Origin of the sequence: Noviherbaspirillum humi (assembly GCF_900188095.1) — a bacterium.
GTDB classification, from domain to species: Bacteria; Pseudomonadota; Gammaproteobacteria; order Burkholderiales; family Burkholderiaceae_D; genus Noviherbaspirillum; species Noviherbaspirillum humi.
Map to the genome: position 1 here is coordinate 202,542 of NZ_FZOT01000005.1, position 19,722 is coordinate 222,263.

A 19,722-nucleotide genomic window follows, 5' to 3' on the forward strand; every position below is an offset into this window, starting at 1 on the left:
AATGACGCGGCAACGCGGAACGAAAGCGCGCTTCGGCGCGCTTTTTTATTGGCCGTCGTAAGGACCCGGGGGGGCCGAGCGAAACGGGCTGTGCTCGTTGAGTTCATCGATGTAGGCGTCGATGCCGTTGCCTTCCTGCTCCAGGAAGCGCTGCACCGCGTCGGCGAATGCCGGATGCGCCAGCCAATGCGCCGACCAGGTTTTCTGCGGCAGGAAACCGCGCGCCATCTTGTGCTCGCCCTGGGCGCCACCCTCGAACGTCTTGATGCCGCGCTCGATGCAGAATTCCAGCGGCTGGTAATACGCCGTTTCGAAATGCAGGCAGGGCACATGCCGCAGCGCGCCCCAATAGCGGCCATAGAGCGTCTCTTCGTCGTGGATCAGCAGCGAGGCGGCGATCCGCTCGCCGCGGTCCTGAGCCACGACCAGCAAGATGTTCTCCGGCATGGTGGCGCCGATGCGCAGGAAAAAATCGAGATTGAGGTAGGGCGTCGAATAATGCTCGGCGTAAGTCTGGTCGTAGCAGCGCTTGAAGAAGCGCCAGTCGGCGTCGCTTGCCTGTGCGCCCGGGATCCGTTGGAAAACGATGCCGTACTCTGCCACCTTGCGGCGCTCGGCGCGGATGTTCTTGCGCTTCTTTCGTTCCAGCGTGGCGAGGAAGGCTTCGAAGTCCCGGTAGCCCGGATTGAGCCAGTGGAACTGCACGCCGGAACGCAGCAGGAAGCCAGCCTGCTCCAGTTGTTCCGCCTGCTCCGCCGGCGGGTACAGGACATGGGTGGACGATACGCCCAGGTCTTGCTGCAGCTGATCGAGGGCATCGACCAGCGCCTGCCGTGATGGGCCATCGACCGCGAGCAATCGGGCGCCCGATACCGGAGTGAAGGGGATGGCGGACAGGAGCTTCGGGTAGTAGGCGAGGCCGTTGCGGCGATAGGCATCGGCCCATGCCCAATCGAACACATACTCGCCGTACGAGTGACTTTTCAGGTACATCGGCAGGGCGGCGCACAAGTCCTTGCCGCGCCACAGGCAGAGGTACTGCGGCTTCCAGCCGGTGCGGGCGGTGGCAGAGCCGGACTCGTGCAAGGCATGCAGAAAAGCGAAGCTGAGAAAGGGATTGCGCTCGGCCTGACATCGCACCAGTCCGTCCCACTCGGCCTGGCCGATTTCTGTCAGAGAGGAAACGATTCGCGTGCGATAATTCACTATGGCTTGGGGATCTGACAATCGAATGAATGGTCCGGGCAAAATCTTCGACGCCCGCCTTTCCGATGCATTCTACGCACATTCGGCTGGTGCCATCTTTCGGCACCAGTCCTGCGCTCAAGCACAGTGCGGCCTGCAGCAGGCTCCGGGTTGACTTGCCGATATCCCGGAGGCGGGTTATCGTAGGTCAATAGCCTGGCGCATCAATCCCTGCATGCTGCACCTGTCATCGTATTGAATACACAAGGAGTTTTCATGAAGCTGATCACAGCAATCATCAAACCGTTCAAGCTCGACGAAGTGCGCGAAGCGCTCGGCGAGATGGGCGTGACTGGCCTGACCGTGACTGAAGTCAAGGGCTTCGGCCGTCAGAAAGGACATACCGAACTCTACCGGGGCGCGGAATATGTGGTCGATTTCCTGCCCAAGGTGAAGGTCGAGGCCGTGGTGGATGACAAGGTCGTGGAGCAGGCGGTCGATGCCATTATCAAGTCTGCCCGCACCGGCAAGATCGGCGACGGCAAGATCTTCGTTCGCGACGTCGAGCAGGTCATCCGCATCCGCACCGGCGAAACCGGCCCCGACGCCGTTTGACCGGCTTCCGCTTTCCGGCGCTGTCGGCGCCGCAGTCCCGGGGCCGCCGCTCGATGAAGCCGGTGGCCGTCAAATCAATTCTCAAAGATATCCAGGAAAGACCATGTTCGACCGTCGTTCCTTTCTGAACGGCCTTCTCGCCATGGCCGGCAGCGGCATGGTGCCGGCCGTCGCCCGCGCCGAAGCCGGCATCAGCGATAGCCGCATCCTCCTCGGTCAGTCGGCTGCATTTTCCGGGCCGGCGGCCCAACTCGGCATCCAGATGCATGCCGGCGCCAAGATTTATTTCGATGCCCTCAATGAGCAGGGCGGCCTGTTCGGCCGCAAGATCGAGATCGTCACCGCCGACGATAAATATGAAGCCGACCTCGCCGCGGCCAATACCCGCCATCTGATCGACAAGGTGGGCGTATTTGCCCTGTTCGGCTATGTCGGCACGCCTACGTCCAATGCCGCGCTGCCCATCTTCACCGCCGCCAAAGTGCCATTCTTCGCGCCGTTCACCGGCGCGCAGTCGCTGCGCGAACCGCTGCACAAGGAAGTGTTCAATATCCGCGCCAGCTATTTCGACGAGACCGAGCATCTGGTGGAGCGCCTGGTGCGCACCGGCCTCGGGAAGATTGCGGTGTTCTACCAGAACGATGCCTATGGCCAGGCCGGCTTGCAGGGCGTGGAGCGGGCGCTGAAGAAGATGAACATGCCACTGCTGGAAACTGCCACAGTGGAGCGCAACAGCGTCGAAGTGAAGCAGGCGGTGGATAAGCTGCTGCCGAAGCGGCCGGATGCCATCATCCAGATCAGCGCCTACGCGTCGTGCGCCGCCTTCATCAAGCAGATGCGCCGCGCCGGCTATACCGGCCAGTTCTTTAATGTGTCCTTCGTCGGCAGCCAGCCGCTGGCCGACGCGCTCGGCGCCGACGGCCCCGGCGTGGTGATTTCCCAGGTCGTGCCCTTCCCTTGGAAGCAGTCGGTGCCGGTAGTGGCCGAATACCGCAAGGCGCTGACCAAGGCCGGCATCAAGGAGCCGAACTTTTCCAGCCTGGAGGGGTACCTGGCAGCCAAGGTGTTCGCCGAAGGCGTGCGCCGCGCCGGACGCGATCTGACGCGCGACAAGCTGATCCGCGCGCTGGAAAGCATCAACACCAGCAATTACGATGCCGGCGGCTTCGATCTCAACTTCTCGCCGACCAACCACAACGGCTCGAAATTCGTCGACATGACGCTCATCATCAAGGATGGCAAGTTCATGGACTGACTGCCCGGGGGCTAGCGGATGCGGATGTCCCTGGCCCAGGTCACCAGCCGCATGGCGGTGATGGCCAGCGCGCTGAACCAGAGCGTGAAATCGGCCGGAGCGCCGGTCTTGCGCATCAGGAGGAAGAGACCGCAGCCGAGCAGGGAACAGGTGGCGTAGGGCATGCGGTCCTGCAGCAGCATCGGCACTTCGTTGCAGACGATATCGCGTAGCACGCCGCCAAAGGTGCCGGTAATCACGCCCATGATGGCGGCGATGAAGGGCGGCATGCCGGCCGCCAGCGCCACCGAGATGCCGGCAATCGACAGCATGCCCAGCCCGATGGCGTCGGCAATCACCAGCAGCCGTTCCGACAGCAGCTTCTCCAGCGTGTTCAGAAGCGGGCGGGCCACCAGTGCCAGCGCGAAGATGAGGACGGTGTACTCCTGATGGTCCACCCAGAACAGCGGCCGCCGGTCGAGCAGGATATCGCGGAGCGTGCCGCCGCCGAAGGCGGTGACGAAAGCCACGATGAAGAAACCCACCGTATCCATCTTGCGGTTGCGGGCTTCGATGAAGCCGGAGGTGGCGTTGACGAGAATGGAAAAGACTTCGAGAAAATTAAGCAGGGTCATCAGCGGCGGGTTGTTGTTTTTCTTGTTTCCGGCGCGGGCCTGACGCCCGGCGTCATGCCTTGAGCAGCACCACCAGCGCCCCGGCGCCGCCTTCGGCCGGCGTGGCCTGGCAGAAGGCGATCACTTCATCTTTCTGCACCAGCCAGTTGCGCACCTTGTTCTTCAGCACCGGCTCGCGGTTCACCGAGCCAAGACCCTTGCCGTGGATGATGCGCACGCAGCGGATGCCGCGCTTGACGGCATTGCGAAGATATTCGCCGAGCGCTTCGCGCGCCTCGTCGCGGCGCATGCCGTGCAGATCGAGCTGGCTCTGGATTACCCAGTGGCCGCGCCTGAGCTTGCGTATCGTGTCCGGGCCAATGCCTTCGCGGGCGAAGCTGAGTTCGCCATCGGTGTCGAGCAGGGTGTCGGCGTTGAATTCGTCGGACAGGGATTCGCGCAGGGCCGCTTCCTCGTCCGCCAGATGCTGGCGTGCGATCGGCGCCGGGCGCGGCCCGGAACTGTGCGCCTTGTCGGGGGACTTAAGCGGCGCGACTTCGCCGACGCTGCGCCGGAACAGGTCGGCATCCTGGCGCGCCTGCTGTGCCTGGCGCTGGCGTTCGGCTTCGGCGGCCTTGCGCGCCTCATCCTGCGCCTTGAGTTCGGCGCGCAGGGACTTGAGCCCGGAAAAATCCTTGATGGGGCGCATGATGCAGACTCCGCGAAGGCCGCCGGCGCGATGCGGCGCAGGCGACGGTAACAGACTTACTGGTCCAGGCTCTCCAGGTAGCGCTGGGCGTCCAGCGCGGCCATGCAGCCGGAGCCGGAACTGGTGATGGCCTGGCGGTACACGTGGTCCTGGACGTCGCCTGCGGCGAATACGCCCGGGACGCTGGTGGCGGTGGCCATGCCTTCGGAGCCGCCACGGGTCCTGATGTAGCCGTTCTGCATGTCCAGCTGGCCCTCGAAGATGCCGGTATTCGGCTTGTGGCCGATGGCGATGAACACGCCATGCAGCTTCACCTCGGTTACCTTCTCGTCCAGCATCGACTTCAGGCGCACGCCGGTCACACCGCTGTCATCACCGACCACTTCATCCAGCACATGGTTCCACTTCACCTCGATCTTGCCTTCGGCAACCTTGGCCATCAGGCGATCTACCAGAATTGGCTCGGCGCGGAAGCGGTCGCGGCGATGCACCAACGTGACCTTGGTGGCGATGTTGGACAGGTACAGGGCTTCCTCGACGGCGGTATTGCCGCCGCCGACCACCGCCACTTCCTGGCCCTTGTAGAAGAAGCCGTCGCAGGTGGCGCAGGCGGATACGCCCTTGCCCATGAAGGCTTCTTCCGACGGCAGGCCCAGGTACTGGGCCGAAGCGCCGGTGGCGATGATGAGCGCGTCGCAGGTGTACTCGCCCGCGTCGCCGATCAGGCGGATCGGTTTTTCATTGAGGCGGGTGGTGTGGATATGGTCGAAGATCAGCTCGGTGTTGAAGCGCTCGGCATGCTGCTGCAGGCGCTGCATCAGTTCCGGTCCCTGCACGCCCAGCGGATCGCCCGGCCAGTTTTCCACATCGGTGGTGGTCATCAGCTGGCCGCCCTGTTCGATGCCGGTGATCAGCACCGGCTTCAGATTGGCCCGCGCAGCGTAGACGGCGGCGCTGTAACCGGCCGGGCCGGAACCGAGGATGAGGACGTGGGCGTGTTTGGGGGTAGCCATAGAAGATAACCTGGGTCGATGGTGGGATGGTCAAAAAGGCAGCAGAAGCAGGGCACAAATCGCGTGCCTGTCGCGGATATATATCGCCGTTACGCAATTTTTCAACTGGGGAAGGCGATATCCGGCGTTGCACATGAAAAACTCGGTAAGATTATAGTCGATGCCGCATTTCCCGGCGGTCGGCGGAACAGCGCGCTTGACGCCAGTTCCGCCGATGCCACCGCCGCAAGCCCATAACATGACAAGAACCGCTCAAGCCTATACCCGCAACGCCGCACCGGACGAAAACCGTTCCCCGCCCAACCGCTTCGTGCGCCTTATTTCGGAGGCGCGCTGGCTGTTGATGGCGGTGCTGGCAGCCTATCTCGTGCTGATCCTGGCGACCTACGCGAAGACCGATCCCGGCTGGTCGCAGGCCAACGTGGTGCCGCGCCTGCACAACTGGGGCGGCCATCTCGGCGCCTGGGTGGCGGACCTGATGCTCTTCATCTTCGGCATCTCCGCCTGGTGGTGGTGCGTGCTGCTGCTGCGATCGGTCGGCGCCGGCTACCGGCGACTGTCCCAGCGCTTCCTCCTGCAGCAGGAACCGGAGCCGGAACATCACCAGGAAGTCTGGATCCGAGGCATCGGCTTTGCCCTCCTGCTGGCTGGCAGCGTGGCCATCGAACACCTGCGCATGCACAGCATCAAGGCGCAGCTGCCGCGCGCCCCCGGCGGCGTGCTGGGCGAACTGCTCGGCGGCACGATCCACAAGGCCTTCGGATTCACCGGCGGCACGCTGTTCCTGCTGCTGATGTTCGGCGTCGGCTTCAGCCTCTTCTTTCATGTGTCCTGGCTGACAGTGGCGGAAAAGGTCGGCGGCGCCATCGAGGATCTGCTGGCGGCCGTCAACAAGCTGTACGCCACCCGCGAAGACCGCAAGGTCGGCCACGTGGCCGCCGTCAAGCGCGAAGAAGTGGTGGAGCAGGAGCGGGCCAAGATCGTCGAGGCACCGCCCATCCGCATCGAGCCGCAGGTGGTGGCGGTGCCGAAGTCGGAGCGGGTGGAAAAGGAAAAGCAGGTGGCGCTGTTCCAGGACATGCCCGACACCAACCTGCCGCCGCTGTCGCTGCTGGACGATCCGCCGCCGGCGCAGGAAACCGTCAGCGTCGAGACGCTCGAATTCACCAGCCGCCTGATCGAGAAAAAGCTCTCCGACTTCGGCGTGGAAGTGAAGGTCATCGCCGCCTATCCCGGCCCGGTGATCACCCGCTACGAGATCGAGCCGGCCACCGGCGTCAAGGGCAGCCAGATCGTGAACCTGGCGCGCGACCTCGCCCGCTCGCTGTCGCTGACCTCGATCCGCGTGGTCGAGACCATCCCTGGCAAGAATTACATGGGCCTGGAACTGCCGAACCCCAAGCGCCAGATCGTGCGGCTGACCGAGATCCTCGGCTCCAAGGTGTACAACGACAGCGCGTCCAGCCTCACGGTCGCGCTCGGCAAGGACATCGCCGGCAATCCGGTGGTGGCCGATCTGGCGAAGATGCCGCACCTGCTGGTGGCCGGCACCACCGGCTCGGGCAAGTCGGTCGGCATCAATGCCACCATCCTGTCGCTGCTGTACAAGTCCGACCCGAACAATGTGCGGATGATCCTGATCGATCCGAAGATGCTGGAAATGTCGGTCTATGAAGGCATCCCGCACCTGCTGGCGCCGGTGGTGACCGACATGCGCCAGGCCGGCCATGCGCTGAACTGGGCAGTGGCCGAGATGGAGCGGCGCTATAAGCTGATGTCCAAGCTGGGCGTGCGCAATCTCGCTGGCTACAACCACAAGATCGAGGAAGCGACGAAGAAGGAAGAGAAGATCTCGAACCCGTTCTCCCTCACGCCGGATGCGCCTGAGCCGCTGGAGAAGCTGCCGACCATCGTCATCATCATCGACGAACTGGCCGACCTGATGATGGTGGTGGGCAAGAAGGTGGAAGAGCTGATCGCCCGCATCGCCCAGAAGGCGCGCGCCGCCGGCATCCATCTGATCCTGGCGACGCAGCGGCCGTCGGTGGATGTGATCACCGGCCTGATCAAGGCCAACATTCCGACCCGCATCGCTTTCCAGGTCAGCAGCAAGATCGACTCCCGCACCATCCTCGATCAGATGGGCGCCGAGACGCTGCTCGGCATGGGCGACATGCTCTACATGCCGCCCGGCACCGGGCTGCCGGTACGGGTTCACGGCGCCTTCGTCTCGGACGACGAGGTGCATCGGGTGGTGCAGCACCTCAAGTCCCAGGGCGAACCAAATTACATTGAGGGAATCCTAGAAGGAGGCGTGGCCGACGAAGGCGCCGAAGGCGCCGGCGCGGGTGGGGAAGGCGGCGTCAGCGGCGAAGCCGATCCCATGTACGACCAGGCGGTGGAGGTGGTGCTCAAGCATCGGCGCGCCTCGATCTCGCTGGTGCAGCGCCACCTGCGCATCGGTTACAATCGCGCCGCCCGCCTGCTTGAACAGATGGAGCAGAGCGGCCTAGTCTCCACCATGCAGTCCAACGGCAACCGGGAAATCCTGGTGCCGGCTGGCAATACTGCGGAATAGGACAACCCTTGATTCGTGATCTGATTTCTCAAAACGCCGTATCTTCAAGGCTGCCGCGTAGCAGCCGCTTCGCCGCTTTCGCCGGCGCCGTTCTTGCCGTGCTCCCGATGCTGGCATCGGCTTCGGCGCTGGATCAGTTCAAGTCCTTCGTCGCCAGCACCAAGTCGGCCCGCGGCGAATTCGTGCAGCGCCAAGTGAAGCAGGAAGGCGGCGCCGGCGCCCGGGTTTCCACGCCGGCCAGCGGCAGCTTTTCCTTCGCCCGGCCGGGCAAATTCATCTGGACCTATCAGAAGCCTTATGAACAGGTATTGCAGGCCGATGGCGACAAGCTCTTCATCTACGACAAGGACCTGAACCAGGTCACCGTGCGCTCTCTCGGCAACGCCCTCGGTTCTTCGCCGGCGGCCATTCTCTTCGGCAGCAACGACCTGGAGAAGAACTTCAATCTGAAGGAAGGCGGCAGCAAGGACGGCCTGGAGTGGCTGGAAGCCACGCCCAAATCCAAGGACACTACCTTCGATCGCATCGGCATCGGCCTCAAGGATGGCTTGCCGCAGGCGATGGAGCTGCGCGATTCCTTCGGCCAGATTTCCCTCCTGTCCTTCAGCAAGTTCGAAAAGAATCCGCCGCTGCCGGCCGACCAGTTCAAGTTCGTGATCCCGAAAGGCGCCGATGTCTTCCAGCAGTGACCGTGGAGTCGCGCCGAGGCGGCGATGAGCGCGGCCTCGAACGCCGTTCCGCTCGCCGAGCGTCTGCGCCCGCATTCGCTCGACGAGGTGATCGGCCAGCAGCATCTCCTTGGCCCGGGCAAGCCGCTGCGGGTGGCTTTCGAATCCGGCCAGCCGCATTCCATGATCCTCTGGGGGCCGCCGGGCGTAGGCAAGACCACCTTGGCGCGGCTGATGGCGCAAGGCTTCCACGCCGACTTCATTGCGCTGTCGGCGGTGCTGTCCGGGGTGAAGGACATCCGCGAGGCGGTGGAGCGGGCGCAGATCACCCAGGCCAATTCCGGCCGCCGCACCATCCTCTTTGTCGATGAGGTGCATCGCTTCAACAAGAGCCAGCAGGATGCCTTCCTGCCCCATGTCGAGAGCGGACTGTTCACCTTCATCGGCGCCACCACCGAGAATCCCTCGTTCGAGGTCAACAGCGCGCTGCTTTCGCGCGCCGCCGTCTATGTGCTGAAGTCGCTGTCTGACCCGGACCTGGGCGCGCTGCTGGATCGCGCCTGCATGCAGGCACTGGATGGCTTGCGCTTCACCGAAGAGGCGCGCGCCATTCTGGTGGCCAGTGCCGACGGCGACGGTCGCAAGCTGCTCAACAATCTGGAGATCGTCGCCCGCGCCGCGCAAGCGGCGCAGCAAACGGAAGTCGATGAAGCCTTGCTGGCCACGGCGCTGGCGGAGAACCTGCGCCGCTTCGACAAGGGCGGCGACGCCTTCTACGATCAGATCTCGGCGCTGCACAAATCGGTGCGCGGTTCCAATCCCGACGCCTCCCTCTACTGGCTGGTGCGCATGCTCGATGGCGGCGCCGACCCGCGCTACCTCTCGCGGCGCATCGTGCGCATGGCGGTGGAGGATATCGGCCTGGCCGATCCGCGCGCGCTGCGGCTGTCGCTCGATGCCGCCGAAACCTATGAACGTCTCGGCTCGCCGGAAGGCGAATTGGCGCTGGCGGAAGCGGTGGTCTATCTCGCTTGCGCTGCCAAGTCGAATGCCGTCTACAACGCCTACAATGCAGCGCGCGCCTTCGTCGCCAAGGACAAGTCGCGTCCGGTGCCGGAACACCTGCGCAATGCGCCGACCAAGCTGATGAAGGAACTCGGCTACGGCAAGCTGTACCGCTACGCGCACGACGAACCGGATGCCTACGCCGCCGGCGAGACCTATCTGCCGGAGGGCATGCGGGAGCCGCACTGGTACCAGCCGACGCCGCGCGGCCTGGAAGGCAAGATCGGCGAAAAGCTGGCCTACCTCGCCAGTCTGGACAGGGAAGCTCGCAAGAACGGCGGCAAGTAATCCGCGCGGCCAATTGCTCCGCCCGCGGCCTTGGCCGCACTCAAGCCAAGGCTTGCAGCTTCGGTAAACGACAAGCCGCTTGGTACAATGCGGGTTTTCGTCCAACGAATCCGCTATCCATGATCGACATCCAACTCCTCCGCAAAGATATCGACGGCGTCGCCGCGCGTCTTGCCAGCCGCAAGTTCAAGCTCGACGTCGATGCCTTCAATGCGCTCGAAGCCGAGCGCAAGCAGATCCAGACCCGCACCGAGGAATTGCAGAGCCGCCGCAATGCGTTGTCGAAGCAGATCGGCATGCTGAAAGGCAAGGGCGAGGACACCAGCGCGGTCATGGCGGAAGTGGCGGGCATCGGCGATGAGCTCAAGGCGTCGGCCGAGCGTCTGGATGTCGTGCAGGCCAAGCTGTCGGAATTCATGCTTGCCATCCCGAACCTGCCGCATGAGTCGGTGCCGGTGGGGCAGGACGAGGGCGGCAATGTCGAACTGCGCAAGGTCGGCACGCCGCGCAGCTTCGACTTCGCGGTGCGCGACCACGTCGACGTCGGCGCCGGTCTCGGCCTCGATTTCGATACCGCGGCCAAGCTCACCGGCTCCCGCTTTGCGGTGATGAAGGGCGCCGCCGCCCGCCTGCACCGGGCGCTCGCGCAATTCATGCTCGATACCCATACCGTGGAGCATGGCTACACCGAGTGCTACACGCCTTACATCGTGAATGCCGATTCCCTGCGCGGCACGGGCCAGTTGCCGAAATTCGAGGCCGACCTGTTTGCCGCGAAGAAGGGCGGCCAGGAGGGCGAGGGCGAGGCGCTCTATCTGATTCCAACCTCGGAAGTGCCGCTGACCAACATGGTGCGCGACCAGATCGTCAATGCCGATGCGCTGCCGATCAAGTTCACCGCGCACACGCCGTGCTTCCGCTCGGAAGCGGGCAGCTATGGCCGCGATACGCGCGGCATGATTCGCCAGCACCAGTTCGACAAGGTGGAGATGGTGCAGATCGTCTATCCGGAAACCTCCTACGACGCGCTGGAGGAAATGCTCGGCCATGCGGAAGCCATCCTGAAGAAGCTCGGCCTGCCGTATCGCGTCATTACACTGTGTACCGGCGACATGGGTTTCGGCGCTGCCAAGACCTACGACATCGAAGTGTGGCTGCCGGCGCAGAACACTTATCGCGAGATTTCTTCCATCTCCAATTGTGAGGCATTCCAGGCGCGGCGCATGCAGGCCCGCTTCCGCAATTCACAAGGCAAGCCGGAACTGCTGCATACGCTGAACGGTTCCGGTCTGGCGGTTGGCCGTACGCTTGTGGCCATCCTCGAAAACTACCAGCAGGCCGACGGCAGCGTCGAGGTTCCGGCGGCATTGCGGCCCTACATGGGCGGTTTGGAGCGCCTCGCTGTCGAGCAGTAAAGGTTGATGGCTGCATGCAATTTCTACTTGCATGCAGCCAAGGATCCTCTGCTATAATCGCACGCTTTCGCGGCACACCTTCGCCGCGGACGACCAAGCAGGAAAGGTGGCAGAGTGGTCGAATGCGCCGGACTCGAAATCCGGTATAGGGTAACTCCCTATCGTGGGTTCGAATCCCACCCTTTCCGCCAGCAGGATAAAAAATTGCGACCTACGGGTCGCTTTTTTATTTCCATTGTCGAAAGTGCGGAAGAGGGGAGTCGCTCAGGTTTTTCCATCGATGGAGAAACCGGTATCGACATGCCTCGCAGCGACTTCGCTCCACTCGACTTCACTCCACTCATTTGCCGCACCGGCAAAAATCGGCGATGTCGTATTGACGCGCCCGATCACCGCTTGGCTCAAGCGGCGATTTCGGGCGATGAAAAGCTGCTTCAGGTGCCGGACTCATCGGAGCCGGCACCGTCATCTTCACCCAGCCTGACGAATGCCTTGCCAGGATTGTCTTCATACGGCATTCGGCGCTTTACCCCTGCTCGAAGCCCATATCAATTTCGAGTTATCGAGGCCGTGCGCCTCGACCAATGTTCCTAGTCTGGAAAGATGGCGACGATGCAGGCGGTCAAGATGCAAAGCGATGCAGCGTTCGATCGGCGATTGCGTCGGTGCTGTCAACTTCCTGTTCCATGCCGACTCGAATCGGCATTGCCGCAGGTGCTCAATCCCGCGTTTTGCGGCATCGGCATCCGGTTTCAATAGGGAAGCATTTGCAGGCATGGTTGCCTTGCCTGCGAAAATCTGCCTGATGACAAGCTACGCAAGCAAAGGCCTTGAGCGTCCCCCCTTTGCTTGGATGTGGCGTGGACGCAAAGCGGATGCGCCAACATCTGGGAAATGACTAGGGCTCAGACGCACGGCATCCGGAATTTACATTCCCACCTTCCACCAGCAACCGAGGCCCAAGCGCATCTTTCGTTGGCGAATTGTCAACCTGTGCGGGCTGAAACAATTTGTAAGCACGCGTCTTTCATGTAATCCGTCTGACTACTTCGTGCGTTTGTCACCTATACCAATACCTTGGAGACCAAAATGCAGAAGAGTCGGGTTGTTGTCATTATTGAAAATCACAGCGTCTCGGAAGTCATCAAGAACGATCCCGATGTCGACGTGCTCGTCATCGACCGGGACACTTATGCCTGTGACCGCCATACCCGCCTGCGTGGCGTGTGCGGTGATGATGCAGCCCTGGATGCGATGGCGCATGGCTTGGCAATTCATAATCCTGAGAAAGTGGACAAGGCTTTCGTCCAGGTTTACGAAGCGCTGAAGAAAAAGGGAGAAAACTCCCTTGCCGAATGCGTGGCCGAGGCCTTGTTCGGCAAAACGCCGGCGAAATCCAATACGGTCAAGCCGGGAGCTCATGCCGGAACCCACGCCGTCCTGAATTGAAGCGTAAATGCGGCGGGTGTGGCGGCACCGGTGGCCAAGACCTGAACCGCTGAAAACGATGAAAAAGAAAAAGGCTGGCGCCGATGGCGGCCAGCCTTTTTTCATTACCCGTTTCTGCTAGCAATACTCAGCGGGTCGCCAAGCTGCCTACCGTCCTGCCTGCCGGACGGATCCAGGCGCGCTGGCTTTCCCAGAGATTGGTCGATGTATCGCCGATCAGGTTGCGAAGTTCGCGAATGCTGATGCCGGTGATTTCATGCACCTGAAGAAGCACGGCGGAGCTGACCGGCACATGCTGGTTGCGTATCTTGCTGATTGCAGCGGGCGACAGCCCGAGCATGCGTGCCAGCACGGCGTCATTTGGCGCGTTCAGCGTCGAGCGCAGCATGTCCAGCAGGGGAGCGGGATTATAAGTATGTGTCGTGGCTTGCATGTAACCCTCGTTCAAGAATGTCATTTTATATTGCCACATGGCAACTTTACATGCAGTAAATTTGTGAAACTATTTGAAACTGCGCAAGCCTTGATCAACACTCAATTCAGGGGCTGAAAATCTCCGGCGTCCTTCACGTCGCGTGCCTTCAATGCCTCGCCAGCCAACGTCGGAAACGGCCTAACTGGATCGGCAGACGCGCCCGCTTCCAAAAGCGCCGCTGCTTGATTCAACCGTTCGGCCTCAAGGCCTGCGGCCCACGCGGCATCGCCGCATTCACCAGTTTGCGTTCCCTCACCACTGCAGCCGACGTTATGCTCGATAGTGGCTGCATCGACTTCCGTTCCCGTCACGGGATGCCGCCATGAGCTATCGCACCGTGGTACGGTCCTGCGCGTATCGCTTTGATGACCTGAAGACCTTGCTTGCCAAGGCGAGTCCGCCTCGCTCCGGTGATTTCCTGGCGGGTGTGGCAGCGACCAGCGCCGAAGAAAGAATGGCGGCAAGGCTGGCTCTGGCGGAGGTGCCGCTGGAAGCCTTCCTTCAGGACCTGCCAGTGCCTTACGAAGAGGATGAAGTCAGCCGCCTCATCATCGATACGCATGATGAAGCCGCCTTTTCCGAGGTCCGCGGCCTGACCGTTGGCGATTTCCGCGATTGGCTGCTGCTTGACGGCACGGATACGGCGACGCTGGCTCGCCTCGCCCAGGGCATCACGCCCGAGATGGCGGCAGCGGTGAGCAAGCTGATGCGCAATCAGGACCTGATCCTGGTGGCGAGCAAATGCTCGGTCGTTACCCGGTTTCGCACGACGCTCGGCCTGCCTGGGCGGCTGGCAGTGCGGCTGCAGCCGAACCATCCCAGCGATGACCTTGTGGGCATCGCCGCGAGCATGCTCGACGGCTTGCTGTACGGGGCGGGCGACGCCGTCATCGGCATCAATCCCGCCAGCGATTCACTGGCGAAAATGCTTCCCCTCTGGCAGATGATGGACGAACTGCGCCGTCGCTTCGAGATTCCGATGCAGAGCTGCGTGCTGACGCATGTGACACGCCAGATCGAAGCCATCCAGCTCGGCGCGCCTGTCGACCTGGTGTTCCAGTCGATTGCCGGCACACAGCAGGCGAACGCCGGCTTCGGCATCGACCTTGCGCTATTGCGCGAAGCCCGCGACGCCGCTGCATCGCTTGGGCGCGGCACCGTTGGAAACAATCTGATGTACTTCGAGACCGGCCAGGGGAGCGCGCTATCGGCCGGTGCGCATCATGGCATGGACCAGCAAACCTGCGAAGCGCGCGCGTACGCGGTGGCGCGGGCCTTCGATCCGCTGCTGGTGAACACCGTGGTCGGCTTCATCGGGCCGGAATATCTCTACGACGGAAAGCAGATCATCCGCGCCGGCCTGGAAGATCATTTCTGCGGCAAGCTGATGGGATTGCCCATGGGCTGCGACATCTGCTACACCAATCACGCCGAAGCCGACCAGGATGACATGGACAACCTGCTGACCCTGCTCGGCACGGCCGGCATCAACTTCATCATGGGCGTGCCCGGTGCGGACGATGTCATGTTGAACTACCAAAGCACCTCTTTCCACGATGCGCTCTACCTGCGCCGTCTGCTCGGCCTGAAACGGGCGCCGGAATTCGAAGATTGGCTGCAGCGCATGGGGATGACCGATGCGACGGGCAGCCTGCGCGAGATCCCTGTTGACCACAGGCTGCTGCATGAGGTGCCGCTGCTGGCGGGAGGCGCGCCATGAGCAAGCCGCGCGCGCCCGTCACTGGCGATCCTTGGCGCGCGCTGCGGCTGCGCACGCCTGCGCGCATCGGCCTGGGCCGTGCCGGCGCCAGTCTGCCGACACGGGAAGTGCTCGCATTCGGCATGGCGCATGCGCAAGCGCGCGACGCAGTGCATGAGGCGCTGGATGTCGACGATCTGATGCCGAAATTGCAAGCGCTCGGCTTTCCGGCTGTTCGGGTGCGCAGCCGGGCAAGGGACAGAGCCGCTTATCTGATGCGCCCGGATCTCGGCCGGCGCCTCGATGCCGATTGCGTGCCGCTTCTCCAGGCGCTGCCATCGCATGCGCGGCTGGCGATCGTGCTGGCGGACGGTCTTTCCGCACAAGCCGTGCAACGGCATGCGCTGCCGCTGCTGATGCTGCTGCGCCAGCAGCTTGGCGACGAGTGGAATCCGCTGCCGGTGGTGGTCGCGGAACAGGGCAGGGTAGCGCTCGGGGACGAGGTCGGCGAACTGCTCGCTGCCCAGCTGATTGCCGTGTTCATCGGTGAACGCCCCGGCCTTTCCTCGCCGGACAGCCTGGGCGTCTACCTCACCTTCCAGCCTCGGATCGGCCGGCGCGACAGCGAACGCAATTGCGTTTCGAACATCCGGCCGGAAGGCCTGGCGTATACGGACGCAGCGCGTACGCTCGGTTTCCTGGTGACGGCGGCGCTTCGCCTTGGACTCACCGGCGTTGGTCTGGCGGACGAAAGCGGCATGAGCGCCGGCGGCAGCATTGAGGCGGAACCATGAGCACCGTGGTTGGAAGCGGAGGCCAACAAAGTTTCAGCGAGATCAAACCGGCAGCCTATGGCTTCATTAAAGTAGATTTCATGAGCCGCAGCTTCCGCCCCGGCGCATTGCCCGAGGGGCGCATGTCTTCATCAGGCAGCCGGCCCGGCATCCCATTTTCAGTGGCCGATAATATTGGCAGATCATCAAGAGGAAACACCATGCAGCGCGCAGATACGGTGGTGGTCGCATTTCTGGTTGTTCTCGTTCTTGCCGCCTTGCTTGGCATCTTCGTCGTTCCGCATTAGCCGGCACCTGGTAGGAATCTGCCAATTCCAAGCGCTAAACCCGCAAAGTAGAGAGGAAATAGGGGGATAACGCCCTGTTTTACCCAAGTTAAATCAAAGCTACCCAAGTTAAATCAAAGCAAGTCGGTGTAGACTTAGGGAAATTATCCGTTCTACGCCGTGAAGCGAAGCCTATTCCTGCAGACTTGCTGCTCCCTGTTCCTCATGCTCTTGAGCATGCTGGTGCTGTCCGGGTGGCTCATGCCGAACGCCTTCATGCTGCGCGTCTTTCCGGCAGTGCTTGGCATGGGTCTGCCGAATGCCTTGGCTTTCCTGCTGCTCGGACTGGCGCTGATGCCGTTCGGCTCCGGCAGATGGGGGCACCAGGCACTGCAAGTGGCGGCCGGCTGCGCTTTGGTGGGTATCGGCACCGCCTCCCTGGTTGTGCGTGGCGCGCCTGATGGCATGCTGTCCCCTGCCGGTATGGCCTGGCTAGAGGCCTTTCTCTTCCTTGGGCGCAGCGCCCACGACGCGTACGCTGCCACACCCAGTCTCGCTTTCATTGCTGCCGGCTTTGCGCTGATCCTGCTGCCCTCCGCCCGCCGCAAGCTGGCCGGATCGCTGATTCCCCTGTGGGCCTTCTTCATCTTCGTCGCGGGGCTGATCGGCCTGGCCGGCATTCCGCTCGACCTCGATCATTTTTATCCCCGCTTTCAGGGACCCGACATGCCGCTGCTCAGCGCCGCTGCGCTGATCGCCGCCAGCATCTCGATCTGGCAGGCCTGGCGTCGGGCCGATGCCTTCTGGTCCAGGAGCCGGCTGGAAGAAGATGAAAAGGTCAGCCTCATCGGCGGCGCAGTGTTGATGCTGGTCGCCCTGACCGCCGGCATTGCGATTTCCAGCACCCAGTATCGGACCCTGGAAGCCACGCTGAGCGAGACCCTGCAGGGAGCACTGAACCGTCGCATCAACCTGTTCCGCCATTTCCTGGAGCAGCGCCATGCCGATGCGCTTTCGATCGCGGTCCGCCACGTGACAGTCGACGCCGCTTCCGCGCTGGCTGCCGCTCCTACCGATGCCGCGGCCCGCGAAGGCTGGCGCATGGCCGCCGAAGCGAGCCTCAGCACGTCCATCACTGGCATTTCTCTGATGGATTTGAACGGGAACGTGCTGGCCCGAGCGGGCAGCTTCCATGACGACGGGCAGGTCGATGCCGACCTCAGCCCCGCCATGCCAGCCCGACTTCAATGGCATGAAGACAGCATGTACCTCCAGAGCCGCGTGGCGGTGACGGCCGAAGGCCGAACGATTGCGGCACTGCTGGTGCAGCAAAGACTTCCCGTCATCACCCGTGAATTGCTTTCCCCGCCCAGCGGCGCGACCGGGGAGATGGGTCTGTGCACCCGCGGCTCGGGCCAGAATATCTGCTTTCCGCAGGCACGAAACCCCAGGCCTTACATCACCAGCCAGGTCGACCACAGCGGTAATCCGCTCGCCATGACACTGGCGCTGGATGGAAGGGCCGGCATCTACCGCGGCCAGGACTATCGCGGGCACGAAGTCATTTCCGCATACGGAACCTTTCCGGGAATGAAGCTCGGCATGGTGGTCAAGCAGGATGCCGACGAGCTTTACCAGCCGATCCGGGCGCAGCTCGAGCAGACTTTCCCGCTGCTGCTGGCGATCGTCCTGGTCGGGGCATGCCTGCTGCGCGCCAGCCTGAAGCCGCTGGCCGCGCGCCTGCTGCAGTCGGAGCGCCAGGCAAGGGACAAGGAAATGCGCATTCGCAGCGTGGTCGACAACGTCGGCGAGGGCATCATCACCTTCGGCCATGACGGAAGAATCGAATCCTTCAACCATGCCGCCGCAAGCATCTTCGGTTACGCCTCGGCGGAGGCGATCGGCATGCCCATCGACCGACTTTTGCCGGAGCATGCCCGCCGCTTGTCCCGCATCGAGATCCGGCGCCATGTGCGCAACGGTCAAGGAAAGGTGATCGGCCGGCGCAACGTCGAAATGTTCGGCTTGCGCCGCGACGGCGCCGCCTTTGCCATGGAATTGACCGTCACTGCCTCGCAGAATGATGGCGCCGCTCTCCTGGTCGCCATCGTGCGCGACATCACCGAAAGGCTGCGCACCCGGGAAGCCCTGCGTCAGGCGAATGTCGATCTCGAGCAAAGGGTTGAGCAGCGAACTGCCGAACTGAAGGCGGCCAACCAGCTGCTGACCCAGGAAATCGTCCAGCGCGGGCAGGTGGAGCAGACCTTGCGCGAGTCGGAAGAGCAGCTGAGAGGCATCGCCGCCTATCAGAGCCGGCTGAAGGAAGAGGAGCGCAAGCGTATCGCGCGCGAAATCCATGACGAGCTCGGCGGACTGCTTACCGGCATCAAGTCCTACCTGTCCTACGCCATCGATGCCATCGAGAACGGCGGCGCGGTTGGCGGCGAGCACTTGCAGCAGACCGCAAACCTGGCGGACAGCGCCATCGACACCGTGCGGCGGGTGATCACCGATCTGCGGCCGAGCGTGCTCGACCACCTCGGCCTGTGGCCGGCGCTGGAGTGGCATGTCGACCAGGTACGCAAGCGCAGCGGCTTGGCATGCAGCATGGACATCGACGCCCTCGCGGAAGCGACCAGCCTGGATGCGGAGAGAAGCACTGCGGTGTTTCGCATCATCCAGGAAAGCCTGACCAACGTGGTCCGCCATGCGCAAGCCAGCGCCGTCACCATACGCGCCGTGCGCGAGGAGGATTCGGTGCTGATCGAATTGGAGGATAATGGCCGCGGCGTCGAGCCGGGCAGTTATCTCAACAGCCGGTCATGGGGTATCGTTGGGATGCATGAGAGAGCCCGCTATCTTGGTGGTGAATTATCGATTGCCGGCGTAGCCGGCCAGGGAACCGTAGTAACGCTGCGAATGCCGATTGAGGTTGTCGATGTCAGTTGAAAAAATTCGTGTATTGCTGGTGGACGATCATACTGTCGCGCGCAACGGCATGCGCCTGATGCTGGGCGCGGCCCCCGACCTGGAAGTAACGGGCGAGGCCGAAACGGTAAGGGATGCGTTGGCGCAGATGAAGCGCGAAGCCTTCGATGTGGCGCTGGTGGATATCAGCCTGCCGGACAAGAGCGGGCTCGAGCTGCTGAAGCTGATGCGTGAGCAGAATCCGAAGATGGCAGTCGTCATCATGAGCATGTATGGCGAGGATGTGTACGCGATTCGTGCCTTCAAGCATGGCGCCGCCGGTTATCTCACGAAGAACAGCAGTTCCGCCGAAGTGGTGTCGGCGGTGCGCAAGGCTGCCGGCGGCGGCAAGTACGTCAGCCCGGCCATGGTGGAAAAGATGGCTAGCATGCTGGGCGGGGGAAATCTGTCCTCCCACGAAGGCCTGTCTGATCGTGAACTTGATGTGATGAAGATGATCGCCGCCGGCGAAAGCCTGGTCGCCATCGCGGAACGGCTGCATCTGAGCCCGAGCACCGTCACCACCTACCGCGCCCGCATCCTCGAAAAGATGGGGATGAAGAGCAATGCCGAGCTGACGCGTTACGCCTTCGAACACGGACTGCTGGGCTAGCCGCCTCGTTCGCGGTTCCCTTAATCTCTTCACATACAGCCGCTCCGAAGCGCGGGGCGGCTTCCACCTGGCGGC

19 protein-coding genes and 1 tRNA gene are annotated in these 19,722 nt (G+C 62.7%); 14 read left to right on the forward strand and 6 right to left on the reverse strand.

The features are described from left to right. Positions 1–45: 45 nt before the first annotated feature. Positions 46–1,206: a GNAT family N-acetyltransferase gene (locus CHB88_RS10815; RefSeq protein ID WP_089399329.1), complete on the reverse strand. Its 1,161-nt coding sequence runs from the start codon at positions 1,204–1,206 to the stop codon at positions 46–48. A 255-nt stretch (positions 1,207–1,461) separates the two neighbouring features. On the opposite strand from CHB88_RS10815, the gene CHB88_RS10820 reads away from it, so the two are divergent. Continuing rightward, on the forward strand, positions 1,462–1,800 hold the full coding sequence (locus tag CHB88_RS10820) for a P-II family nitrogen regulator (RefSeq protein ID WP_089399330.1): 339 nt from the start codon (positions 1,462–1,464) through the stop codon (positions 1,798–1,800). 103 nt (positions 1,801–1,903) lie between these two features. Next, positions 1,904–3,055 (forward strand): ABC transporter substrate-binding protein, encoded by a 1,152-nt coding sequence (locus tag CHB88_RS10825; RefSeq protein WP_089399331.1) that lies wholly within the window; start codon positions 1,904–1,906, stop codon positions 3,053–3,055. Between the two features lie 11 nt (positions 3,056–3,066). On the opposite strand, the gene CHB88_RS10830 is transcribed toward CHB88_RS10825, so the two are convergent. The 3 genes from CHB88_RS10830 to trxB are packed head-to-tail and all read right to left on the reverse strand — an operon-like array spanning position 3,067 to position 5,370. Next, the gene (locus tag CHB88_RS10830; protein ID WP_089399332.1) at positions 3,067–3,669 is read right to left on the reverse strand and encodes a trimeric intracellular cation channel family protein; all 603 of its coding nucleotides are present in this window, start codon (positions 3,667–3,669) and stop codon (positions 3,067–3,069) included. Positions 3,670–3,721: 52 nt separating this feature from the next. Continuing rightward, on the reverse strand, positions 3,722–4,357 hold the full coding sequence (locus tag CHB88_RS10835) for a Smr/MutS family protein (protein ID WP_089399333.1): 636 nt from the start codon (positions 4,355–4,357) through the stop codon (positions 3,722–3,724). Positions 4,358–4,413: 56 nt separating this feature from the next. After that, entirely contained in the window at positions 4,414–5,370 is a 957-nt protein-coding gene (trxB, locus tag CHB88_RS10840) for a thioredoxin-disulfide reductase (RefSeq protein ID WP_089399334.1), read from the reverse strand. A gap of 238 nt (positions 5,371–5,608) precedes the next feature. Here trxB and CHB88_RS10845 point away from each other — a divergent pair, with 238 nt between their 5' ends. The 7 genes from CHB88_RS10845 (at position 5,609) to CHB88_RS10870 (ending at position 12,833) form a co-directional block, all read left to right on the forward strand. Further along, complete coding sequence (locus CHB88_RS10845) at positions 5,609–7,948, forward strand: DNA translocase FtsK (RefSeq protein WP_089399384.1); 2,340 nt, start codon at positions 5,609–5,611, stop codon at positions 7,946–7,948. Positions 7,949–7,998: 50 nt separating this feature from the next. Beyond that, positions 7,999–8,637, forward strand: a complete 639-nt coding sequence (gene lolA / locus CHB88_RS10850; protein WP_281255012.1) for an outer membrane lipoprotein chaperone LolA — start codon at positions 7,999–8,001, stop codon at positions 8,635–8,637. 24 nt (positions 8,638–8,661) lie between these two features. Then, a complete protein-coding gene (locus tag CHB88_RS10855; RefSeq protein WP_089399335.1) occupies positions 8,662–9,969 on the forward strand; it encodes a replication-associated recombination protein A in 1,308 nt (435 codons plus the stop codon). Between the two features lie 119 nt (positions 9,970–10,088). Beyond that, complete coding sequence (serS, locus tag CHB88_RS10860) at positions 10,089–11,384, forward strand: serine--tRNA ligase (RefSeq protein WP_089399336.1); 1,296 nt, start codon at positions 10,089–10,091, stop codon at positions 11,382–11,384. Positions 11,385–11,484: 100 nt separating this feature from the next. Then, positions 11,485–11,575 (forward strand) — tRNA-Ser (locus CHB88_RS10865). A 13-nt stretch (positions 11,576–11,588) separates the two neighbouring features. Continuing rightward, positions 11,589–11,978, forward strand: coding sequence for a hypothetical protein (locus CHB88_RS25135; RefSeq protein ID WP_176442413.1), 390 nt, complete (start codon positions 11,589–11,591; stop codon positions 11,976–11,978). Positions 11,979–12,473: 495 nt separating this feature from the next. After that, the gene (locus CHB88_RS10870; RefSeq protein WP_089399337.1) at positions 12,474–12,833 is read left to right on the forward strand and encodes a hypothetical protein; all 360 of its coding nucleotides are present in this window, start codon (positions 12,474–12,476) and stop codon (positions 12,831–12,833) included. A 127-nt stretch (positions 12,834–12,960) separates the two neighbouring features. On the opposite strand, the gene CHB88_RS10875 is transcribed toward CHB88_RS10870, so the two are convergent. Both CHB88_RS10875 and CHB88_RS24390 read right to left on the reverse strand, forming a co-directional pair. After that, positions 12,961–13,266, reverse strand: a complete 306-nt coding sequence (locus tag CHB88_RS10875; RefSeq protein ID WP_143131212.1) for a helix-turn-helix domain-containing protein — start codon at positions 13,264–13,266, stop codon at positions 12,961–12,963. A gap of 101 nt (positions 13,267–13,367) precedes the next feature. Further along, positions 13,368–13,619, reverse strand: coding sequence for a hypothetical protein (locus tag CHB88_RS24390; RefSeq protein ID WP_143131213.1), 252 nt, complete (start codon positions 13,617–13,619; stop codon positions 13,368–13,370). 11 nt (positions 13,620–13,630) lie between these two features. Here CHB88_RS24390 and CHB88_RS10880 point away from each other — a divergent pair, with 11 nt between their 5' ends. The 5 genes from CHB88_RS10880 (at position 13,631) to CHB88_RS10895 (ending at position 19,647) form a co-directional block, all read left to right on the forward strand. Next, positions 13,631–15,028 (forward strand): ethanolamine ammonia-lyase subunit EutB, encoded by a 1,398-nt coding sequence (locus CHB88_RS10880; RefSeq protein WP_089399339.1) that lies wholly within the window; start codon positions 13,631–13,633, stop codon positions 15,026–15,028. Then, entirely contained in the window at positions 15,025–15,801 is a 777-nt protein-coding gene (eutC, locus tag CHB88_RS10885) for an ethanolamine ammonia-lyase subunit EutC (RefSeq protein WP_089399340.1), read from the forward strand. Before CHB88_RS10880 ends, eutC begins: the two co-directional genes overlap by 4 nt. Continuing rightward, complete coding sequence (locus tag CHB88_RS24395; RefSeq protein WP_143131214.1) at positions 15,798–16,088, forward strand: hypothetical protein; 291 nt, start codon at positions 15,798–15,800, stop codon at positions 16,086–16,088. Before eutC ends, CHB88_RS24395 begins: the two co-directional genes overlap by 4 nt. Before the next feature lie 204 nt (positions 16,089–16,292). Next, positions 16,293–19,016, forward strand: coding sequence for a sensor histidine kinase (locus tag CHB88_RS10890; RefSeq protein WP_089399341.1), 2,724 nt, complete (start codon positions 16,293–16,295; stop codon positions 19,014–19,016). Further along, on the forward strand, positions 19,006–19,647 hold the full coding sequence (locus tag CHB88_RS10895; RefSeq protein ID WP_089399342.1) for a response regulator: 642 nt from the start codon (positions 19,006–19,008) through the stop codon (positions 19,645–19,647). The genes CHB88_RS10890 and CHB88_RS10895 overlap by 11 nt, the downstream gene beginning before the upstream one ends. Positions 19,648–19,722: the final 75 nt, after the last annotated feature.

Excerpts from the sequence above, each read along its gene's own strand:
- CHB88_RS10820 (WP_089399330.1), top strand. The coding sequence starts at position 1,462 with ATGAAGCTGATCACAGCAATCATCAAACCGTTCAAGCTCGACGAAGTG.
- CHB88_RS24395 (WP_143131214.1), top strand. The coding sequence starts at position 15,798 with ATGAGCACCGTGGTTGGAAGCGGAGGCCAACAAAGTTTCAGCGAGATC.
- CHB88_RS10895 (WP_089399342.1), top strand. The coding sequence starts at position 19,006 with ATGTCAGTTGAAAAAATTCGTGTATTGCTGGTGGACGATCATACTGTC.
- CHB88_RS10870 (WP_089399337.1), top strand. The coding sequence starts at position 12,474 with ATGCAGAAGAGTCGGGTTGTTGTCATTATTGAAAATCACAGCGTCTCG.
- serS (WP_089399336.1), top strand. The coding sequence starts at position 10,089 with ATGATCGACATCCAACTCCTCCGCAAAGATATCGACGGCGTCGCCGCG.
- CHB88_RS10880 (WP_089399339.1), top strand. The coding sequence starts at position 13,631 with ATGAGCTATCGCACCGTGGTACGGTCCTGCGCGTATCGCTTTGATGAC.
- trxB (WP_089399334.1), bottom strand. The coding sequence starts at position 5,370 with ATGGCTACCCCCAAACACGCCCACGTCCTCATCCTCGGTTCCGGCCCG.
- CHB88_RS10855 (WP_089399335.1), top strand. The coding sequence starts at position 8,662 with ATGAGCGCGGCCTCGAACGCCGTTCCGCTCGCCGAGCGTCTGCGCCCG.
- CHB88_RS10835 (WP_089399333.1), bottom strand. The coding sequence starts at position 4,357 with ATGCGCCCCATCAAGGATTTTTCCGGGCTCAAGTCCCTGCGCGCCGAA.
- CHB88_RS10825 (WP_089399331.1), top strand. The coding sequence starts at position 1,904 with ATGTTCGACCGTCGTTCCTTTCTGAACGGCCTTCTCGCCATGGCCGGC.
- CHB88_RS10830 (WP_089399332.1), bottom strand. The coding sequence starts at position 3,669 with ATGACCCTGCTTAATTTTCTCGAAGTCTTTTCCATTCTCGTCAACGCC.
- CHB88_RS10845 (WP_089399384.1), top strand. The coding sequence starts at position 5,609 with ATGACAAGAACCGCTCAAGCCTATACCCGCAACGCCGCACCGGACGAA.
- CHB88_RS10890 (WP_089399341.1), top strand. The coding sequence starts at position 16,293 with ATGCTCTTGAGCATGCTGGTGCTGTCCGGGTGGCTCATGCCGAACGCC.
- CHB88_RS10875 (WP_143131212.1), bottom strand. The coding sequence starts at position 13,266 with ATGCAAGCCACGACACATACTTATAATCCCGCTCCCCTGCTGGACATG.
- eutC (WP_089399340.1), top strand. The coding sequence starts at position 15,025 with ATGAGCAAGCCGCGCGCGCCCGTCACTGGCGATCCTTGGCGCGCGCTG.